This window comes from Streptomyces cahuitamycinicus (assembly GCF_002891435.1).
GTDB lineage: Bacteria > Actinomycetota > Actinomycetes > Streptomycetales > Streptomycetaceae > Streptomyces > Streptomyces cahuitamycinicus.
In genome coordinates this window covers 1-7,180 of the sequence record NZ_POUC01000407.1, presented here as the reverse complement: position 1 = coordinate 7,180, position 7,180 = coordinate 1, and the positions used below count along the sequence as shown (strand labels likewise).

The 7,180-nt window shown below is 72.5% G+C and carries 8 protein-coding genes, 1 pseudogene and 1 riboswitch; of the genes and pseudogenes, 1 reads left to right on the top strand and 8 read right to left on the bottom strand.

What is annotated here, in order from left to right; all coding sequences use genetic code 11:
- Positions 1–42: 42 nt before the first annotated feature.
- The 4 genes and pseudogenes from C1J00_RS34845 to C1J00_RS34830 all read right to left on the bottom strand — a co-directional run bounded on the left by C1J00_RS34845 (position 43) and on the right by C1J00_RS34830 (position 2,630).
- Positions 43–258, bottom strand: a complete 216-nt coding sequence (locus C1J00_RS34845) for an STAS domain-containing protein (protein ID WP_342751775.1) — start codon at positions 256–258, stop codon at positions 43–45.
- A 111-nt stretch (positions 259–369) separates the two neighbouring features.
- Entirely contained in the window at positions 370–1,692 is a 1,323-nt protein-coding gene (locus C1J00_RS34840) for a PP2C family protein-serine/threonine phosphatase (RefSeq protein ID WP_102912949.1), read from the bottom strand.
- A pseudogene (locus C1J00_RS34835) lies at positions 1,692–1,940 on the bottom strand (alpha/beta fold hydrolase); the annotation flags it as partial. The gene C1J00_RS34840 and the pseudogene C1J00_RS34835, both read right to left, overlap by 1 nt.
- Before the next feature lie 33 nt (positions 1,941–1,973).
- The gene (locus C1J00_RS34830; RefSeq protein WP_102912950.1) at positions 1,974–2,630 is read right to left on the bottom strand and encodes a maleylpyruvate isomerase N-terminal domain-containing protein; all 657 of its coding nucleotides are present in this window, start codon (positions 2,628–2,630) and stop codon (positions 1,974–1,976) included.
- A 167-nt stretch (positions 2,631–2,797) separates the two neighbouring features.
- On the opposite strand from C1J00_RS34830, the gene C1J00_RS34825 reads away from it, so the two are divergent.
- Complete coding sequence (locus C1J00_RS34825; protein ID WP_102912948.1) at positions 2,798–3,934, top strand: amidinotransferase; 1,137 nt, start codon at positions 2,798–2,800, stop codon at positions 3,932–3,934.
- A gap of 44 nt (positions 3,935–3,978) precedes the next feature.
- Here the strand turns inward: C1J00_RS34825 and C1J00_RS34820 are convergent, their stop codons facing one another.
- Genes C1J00_RS34820 through C1J00_RS34805 form a run of 4 tightly spaced genes read right to left on the bottom strand, consistent with a single transcriptional unit; the run spans position 3,979 to position 6,679 of the window.
- Positions 3,979–4,833, bottom strand: a complete 855-nt coding sequence (locus tag C1J00_RS34820; RefSeq protein ID WP_102912947.1) for an energy-coupling factor ABC transporter ATP-binding protein — start codon at positions 4,831–4,833, stop codon at positions 3,979–3,981.
- A complete protein-coding gene (gene cbiQ / locus C1J00_RS34815) occupies positions 4,830–5,579 on the bottom strand; it encodes a cobalt ECF transporter T component CbiQ (RefSeq protein ID WP_102912946.1) in 750 nt (249 codons plus the stop codon). Before cbiQ ends, C1J00_RS34820 begins: the two co-directional genes overlap by 4 nt.
- A 6-nt stretch (positions 5,580–5,585) precedes the next feature.
- Complete coding sequence (locus C1J00_RS34810; RefSeq protein ID WP_102912945.1) at positions 5,586–5,981, bottom strand: energy-coupling factor ABC transporter substrate-binding protein; 396 nt, start codon at positions 5,979–5,981, stop codon at positions 5,586–5,588.
- Complete coding sequence (locus C1J00_RS34805) at positions 5,978–6,679, bottom strand: energy-coupling factor ABC transporter permease (protein ID WP_102912944.1); 702 nt, start codon at positions 6,677–6,679, stop codon at positions 5,978–5,980. Before C1J00_RS34805 ends, C1J00_RS34810 begins: the two co-directional genes overlap by 4 nt.
- A gap of 30 nt (positions 6,680–6,709) precedes the next feature.
- A riboswitch (cobalamin riboswitch) is annotated at positions 6,710–6,896 on the bottom strand.
- Positions 6,897–7,180: the final 284 nt, after the last annotated feature.

Sequence of the window (7,180 nt, the reverse complement as noted above, 5' to 3'; positions counted from 1 at the left end):
GACCGGGGGAGCGGTCGCCGCCCCCGGGGCGTTCCGTGCGGTTCAGGACACGGCGCTGGAGTCCGGGCGAAGCGTGAAGACCCGGTCGAGACCGACGAGGATGAGGACGCGCATGAGGTTCGCCGGTACGGCGGCCAGGACGACGTCGGCCTCGGCGGCCAGCGCGTGCTGGCGGGCGGCGAGGAGCGCGGTGATGCCCGAGGAGTCGCAGAACGCGAGTCCGGACAGGTCGAGGACCAGGCACTGCCCCGGTGACAGGGAGAGCTGGTCGAGCCCGCCGCGGAGGACGGGGGCCCGGTCGTAGTCCGTCGCCGGCCACGTGCAGAACGGGGCCGGTCGCGGTGTCGTGCTGTCTGACGGTGAGCGTGTTCATGAGGTGTGATCCGTCGCGGGGCCTGGGGAGGAAGGGACGGCGGGAACGCCGAGCGCGAGCAGCGCGGTGTCGTCGTCCAGACCGTCGCCGAAGCTCTTGAGCAGCTCGGTCAGGGCGGTGATCACCTCGTGCGGCGTACCGGACGCGTGGTCGGTGGCGAAGGCGTGCAGGGCGTCCTCGCCGTACCGGTCGTCCCGGCCGGGGCCGGTGCGGGCCTCGGTGAGGCCGTCGGTGTAGAGCACGACGGTGTCGCCGGGGTCCAGGACGGTCTCGGCGGTGCCGATCGGCGCGCCGGGGACGACGCCGATGAGCAGGCCGCCCGGGGTGGGGAGGAACTCGGCGCGGCCGTCGGACCGCAGGACGAGCGCCGGCGGGTGGCCGCCGGAGGCGAGGCGCACCACCGTCGGCCCGTGCTCGCCGCCCGGCTCGATGATGCCGAAGACGCAGGTGCAGTACCGGGGGTTGCCGTCGCCGGTGTACCGCTCGTGCAGGACGGCGTTCAGCGTGGCCAGGGCCGAGGCCGGATCCGGGTCGTGGTGGGCCGCGGCGCGCAGGGTGTAGCGGGTCAGCGAGGTGAGGGAGGCGGCTCCGGGGCCCTTGCCGCACACTTCGCCGAGGAAGAACGCCCACCGGTCGCCTGCGACGGGGAACAGGTCGTAGAAGTCGCCGCCGAGCTGGTCCGGCGAGGCCGTGTGGTAGTGGACGGCCGTCTCCAGGCCCGGCACCGCGGGCAGCGAGTCGGGTACGAGGGAACGCTGCAGGACGGCGAGCGCGTCGGCCAGCCTGGCCCGGTCCGCCTCGGCCTGCCGCCGGGCCTCGTCCGCCTCTGCGCGGGCCCGCTCGGCCTCCTCACGGCGGCGCAGGAGCTCCCGCTCGCAGGCGCGGCGGTCAGAGGCGTCGAAGACGGTGATCCGGATCAGCAGCGGCTCGCCCTCGGTACTGTGCTTGACCACCGCGGAGACCAGCACCGGCAGCCGGCCACCGTCCCGGCGCCGCATCTCCAGGGCGATGCCCCGCAGCTCACCCTGCATGAGCAGCAGCGGAGCGAAGTGCGTCTCGTGGTACAGCCTCCCGCCGATGGTGAGCAGGTCCGTGAAGCGCTTGCGGCCCACGACGGCCTCACGGTCCAGGCCGAGCCACTCCAGCAGCGTGGTGTTGATCTTGGCGATGGTGCCGTCCATCATCGTGGACAGGTAGCCGCACGGCGCCGACTCGTACAAATCCTCCACGCTGTCCTCGAGCAGCGCGGTGAACACCGCCTCTGTGCTCGCCTCGCCCCCTGTCTCCGCGGGCTCCGGTACGCCGCCCGGACGGCACATCACTTCAGGGACTCCGGGAAGCCTAGGATCGCCCCGGTGGTGGCCTCCGGCGCGCTGAGCTGCGGGCAGTGCCCGGTGGCGACGAGCGTGACCAGGCGGGAGCCGGGGATCGCCGCGTGCACGAAGGCGCCGACGTCGCGGGGCGCGATGGCATCCTGCTCGCACTCCAGCACGAGGGTCGGCACGGACACTCCCTCGAGGTCCTCCCGGCTGTCGGTGAGGAACGTCGTACGGGCGAAGACCCGAGCGGGCCCGCGGGCATCGTGTTCGCCACCGCGGGGTCAGCCCAGGTACAGCGGCACCGTCGAGGCCAATGTGCCGAGCCCGGCCTGCTCCGCCTCGGTCGGCGCCCGCCGCCCGGTGCCGACGAGCAGCGCGTCCACGTCGTGGAAGGACTTGGGGAACGGGCTCCCCGCGATCCGCTCCAGCATCTCCCGTGAGCGGGCGAGCCCCTCCGCGGGCGGCTGCCCGGCATTCGGGAGGTGGGCTGTCAGGTCGAGGTGGTGCAGCGTCCACTCCATGACGTAAGTGGCGAGGAAGTCGCCCACGGTGAGGATCTCGTCACGGGTGCCGACCCGGCCGGCCGGATCGGCGAGCAGGGCCGCGCGCCCGGCGGCGGAACCGACGTCGTCCAGTTGGAACTTCAGCAGCTGCGGATCCTCGTAGGCGGCGGCCAGCCGGACGGTCAGCGCGTCGAGCGGATCGTCACCGGTGGGCGGGGTGTCGGAGATGTGCCAGTACGTCAACGCGTCACGGGTCGGTTCCCGGTCGGACGGGGTGGCCAGGGTGATCAGGACGTCCTGGGCGTCGACGATCAGATGGCACACCAGGTCCCGCACCAGCCAGCCCGTACAGCCGGAGGGCCGCCCGAAGTCCTCGTCGGAGAGACCGGCCACCGCCGCGCGCAACGCCGTCCAGGTCCGTGAGAAGAGATCCACCCCGGCAAGGTAGTGCGGTGCGGCGAGCATGGACAAGCGCATGTGCGGGCATCCGGAGGTATGCCGGGAGCGCCGCGAGCGTTGATGCGCGCGACTCCCACCGGCCACGTAGAGTGATCCCGCAGTCGCGGCCCGGCACATGGCTTGCGATCCGAAGAGGGGTGAGCATGAGCGTCCTGCAGAATCCCGGAGCACCCCCCTCGGCCGACAGGGGCGCGGAGCCGCTCGTGTCGCCGGTCTGTTCGCATACCGAGTGGGATCCGCTGGAGGAGATCATCGTCGGCCGTCTGGAGGGCGCGACGATCCCCTCCGACCACGCGGTGGTGACCTGCAACGTGCCACCGTGGGCCGGGCGGTTGCAGGGGCTCGCGGCCGGCTTCCGGTACCCGCGCCTGCTCGTCGAGCAGGCGCAGCAGGAGATCGACGCCTTCGTCGCCCTGCTGGAGTCCCTCGGCGTCACGGTCAGGCGACCTGAGGCGGTCGACCACCGGCGCCGCTTCGGCAGTCCCGACTGGACCTCACGCGGCTTCTGCAACACCTGCCCGCGCGACAGCATGCTCGTCATCGGCGACGAGATCATCGAGACGCCGATGGCGTGGCCGTGCCGGTACTTCGAGACGCACTCCTACCGCCCCGTCCTCAAGGACTACTTCCGGCGCGGCGCGCGCTGGACGGCGGCACCCAGGCCACAGCTCACCGACGAGCTGTTCGATCCGCACTTCCGTGTCCCGGAGCCGGGCGAGCCCATGCGGTACATCCTCACCGAGTTCGAACCCGTCTTCGACGCGGCGGACTTCGTCCGGGCCGGACGGGACCTGTTCGTCACCCGCAGCAACGTCACCAACGCGATGGGCATCGACTGGCTGCGCCGACACCTCGGCCCGGAGTACCGCATCCACGAGATCGAGAGCCGGTGCCGCACGCCCATGCACATCGACACGACCTTCGTCCTGCTCGCGCCGGGGAAGGTACTGATCAACCCCGAGTACATCGACGCCGACCGCCTGCCGGACGTCCTCAGCTCCTGGGACGTCCTGGTCGCTCCCGAACCCGACCCGATCGACGAGCGGCTGCTCAAGCTCACCTCGATGTGCGGCAAGTGGCTCAGCATGAACGTGCTCATGCTCGACGAGAAGCAGGTGATCGCGGAGCGGCACCACACCGGGATGCTGCGCGCGCTGGAGAGGTGGGGCTTCGAGCCGATCCCGTGCGACCTGCTGCACTACGCCCCCTTCGGCGGCTCGTTCCACTGCGCGACCCTCGACGTCCGGCGCCGCGGCCCGCTCCAGTCCTACTTCGACTGACCGTGCCGTCCTCCTCCCGGAGAGACAGGGAGGGGTGACCACCCTCATCCTCCGGACGCCCCGAGCCGTCCGCCCACGAGAGCGGCGAGTTCCTCCGGCGTGCGCGGTCCCGGCTCGCCCTCCGCCAACCATCCCCGCGCGCGCAGGAGTTCCGCCGCCGCGGCGCCCCAGGGCAGGCGCAGCCCCGCCTCGCCGAGGAGATCCGGGCGGGCCAGTGCCGTGGCCGCCGGTCCGGTGCGCACGCCGGACGCGGTGAGGAGCGCGGCGTCGTCGGCCCAGCGCAGGGCGAGATCGACGTCATGGGTGGCCATCACCACCGTGGTGCCGGCCGCACGAAGTCCGTCGAGGGTGCTCAGGAGCCGCTCCTGGCCGTCGGGGTCGAGTCCGGCCGTCGGCTCGTCCAGGACGAGCACGCGCGGCCGCATGGCGACCGCGCCCGCGATGGCGGTGCGCTTGCGCTGGCCGTAGGAGAGCAGATGGGTGGGCCGGTCGGCCAGCGCGGTGATGTCCAGCGCGGCGAGCGCCTCCGCCACGCGCGCCCGTACCTGAGTGCCGTCCAGGCCGAGGTTCAGCGGCCCGAACGACACGTCCTGCTCGACGGACGCCGCGAACAGCTGGTCGTCCGGGTCCTGCACCACCAGCTGCACGGTGGTCCGTAGCCGGGTCAGACCCCGGCGGTCGTACGCCACCGGCCGCCCCTCGACCGTCAGTCGGCCCTCGTGCGGCCGCAGTCCGCCGGAGAGCAGCCGCATCAGCGTGGTCTTACCACTGCCGTTGCGGCCGAGCAGCGCGAGCGCGCGGCCCTCGGGTATCTCGAAATCGAGCCCGCTGAGCACGGTGGGGCCGTCCTCGTAGGCGTAAGAGGCGCCCCGCAGGGCGACGAGGGCGGGCTCGCTCATGTCAGCGGCCTTTCCAGTACGAAGGTGAGGGCGGCCAGCGTCGCGAGGAGCGCGCAACTGGCGGCCGTGAAGGGGACGGAGACCCGCGCCTCCGGCACCAGGACGCGCAGGGTGCCGTCGTAGCCACGCCCGGCGAGTCCGGCCTGGAGACGGGTGGCACGGTCGAAGGCCCGGACGAACGCGGTGGCGCCGAGCCCGGCCAGGGAACGCCACTCAGCGGCCCGGCTGGTGTGACCGAGCCGGGCCGCCTGGGCCTCCCGGATGCGGCGCACGCAGTCCAGCAGCAGGAAGCTCATCCGGTACGTCACCAGCGCCACGTCGACGACCGGCGCGGGGATCCCCGCCCGGACCAGGCGGGGCAGCAGGTCGGACATGGGCGTGGTGAAGGCGAACAACAGCACGCCCAGGGAGGCCGCCGAGGTCCGCAGCAGCAACTCCCCGGCCCGCACCGGCCCGTCCCCTGCGAGGGAGACGAACCCTCCGGGCCCGCCCACCCGGACGAGCAGCGTGAGCGCGCCGGTCACGCAGAAGCCCAGCGGGACCCGGTAGGCCCGCCACAGCCGCCGCCCGGGCACACCGGCCGGCCCCAGCAGCACCACCAGGGCGGTCAGGAGTACCAGGGCCGCGCCCGGCCAGGGCGGCAGGGAGATCGCGAGCACGGTGAGGCCGAGCCCGAGCACGGCCTTGTCCACGGGATGACGGCGGCGCCAGCGGCTGCTGTGCGCCGCCGCGTCGATCGGCAGCACCCGGGCTCAGTCCCGTTCCGCCGCGGGCTTCCCTGCGGCGCCGGCGGGTGCGCTGCCGGCCCGCCGTTCCGGCGCCCGCCGTTCGCCTTCCCGGTCCAGCGCCCGCTGCTCGCCCTGCCGGCGGCCCCGGCGCAGGCCGAAGTAGTAGGCGAGGACTCCGGCGCCGAGGGCCGCCTGGAGGGAGAACAGCGCCGACTCGATCTCGCCGGACGGCGGCTCGTACAGCGGCGAGAACCACGGCTCGTAGTCCGGCTTCAACTCGGTGATCGCCGTCTCGGCCTCGGCGTCGGCGCCCGTGAACGGCTCCTTCTTGTGGTCACCGAGGCCCAGCGCCAGGGGCAGCACGGCCAGCGCGGCCACCGCGAACAGCAGTACCAGGTTGATCTTCGTGTTCCTGCTCATCGGGCCACCGCCTCGGTCTCGGTCCGGGACTGCTTCCTGGTGAGGAGCACGCCCAGCCGGGTCAGTTCGCCCTTGCTGGACTGCACCAGCAGCCGCATCACGAGCACGGTCAGCAGACCCTCACTCACCGCGAGCGGGATCTGGGTGACGGCGAAGATGGAACCGAACTTTGCGAGCGCGCCCAGGAATCCGCTGCCCGGGTCGGGGAAGGCGAGCGCCAGCTGCACGCTGGTGACGCAGTAGGTGGAAAGGTCGGCGACGAAAGCGCCGGAGAACACCGCGACCATCAGCGGCGCGTTGGAGCGCCGCAGCAGCGCGTAGACGGCGTATCCGGCCCAGGGCCCGACGATCGCCATGGAGAAGACGTTGGCGCCGAGCGTGGTCAGGCCGCCATGCGCGAGCAGCAGCGCCTGGAAGAGCAGGGTGATGGTGCCCAGTACCGCCATGATGGGCGGCCGGAACAGGATGGCTCCGAGGCCCGTGCCGGTGGGGTGCGAGCAACTGCCGGTGACGGACGGCAGTTTCAGGGCGGACAGGACGAACGTGAAGGCGCCGGACGCCCCGAGGAGCAGGGTGCTCTCGGGGTGCTCGCGCACTTCACGGGTGAGCGACCGGACTCCGTGGACGACGAACGGCGCCGACGCGACGCCCCAGGCGACCGCGTGCGCCGGAGGAAGGAAACCCTCGGCTATGTGCATGGCTCAGCAGACCCTCTCCAGCACCTCGTGGATGGTTGACGCGCCTTGGCCGGTCTCCTGGCTGACGGGTACCACCGCCCGTACTCCGCCTTCCCGGGCCGCAAGGACCCAGTGGCTGCCCGTTCAGGGGCTGGAGCCGGACTTCCCGATTCACAGTGGCGAGGGCCGCACCGGCATCACACCGGATTTCCCGTTCACCAAGGCCTGGTGACAATAAGGCCGGGGTAAGGGCGATGACAAGCCGCCCAACGGGCGCGTGAGGGGGCGCCCGCTCGCACACCGGCGCATCCCCCGGCTGATCCACGTGCTCCGGGCGTCAAGTGCAAGGACCTTCGGGGCCCGCGGTCAGTCGTCGCCCCCGTCGTCGCCCCCGTCGCCTCCGCCGTCGTCGCCCTGGCCGTCGTCCCCGGCCTGGACCGGCTTCTCCGGCTTCGGCTGCTCCGGTCCGGGGTCGCCCGTCCCCTGCGTCGGAGTCGCGGCGCCGGTCGCCGGTGGGGGAGG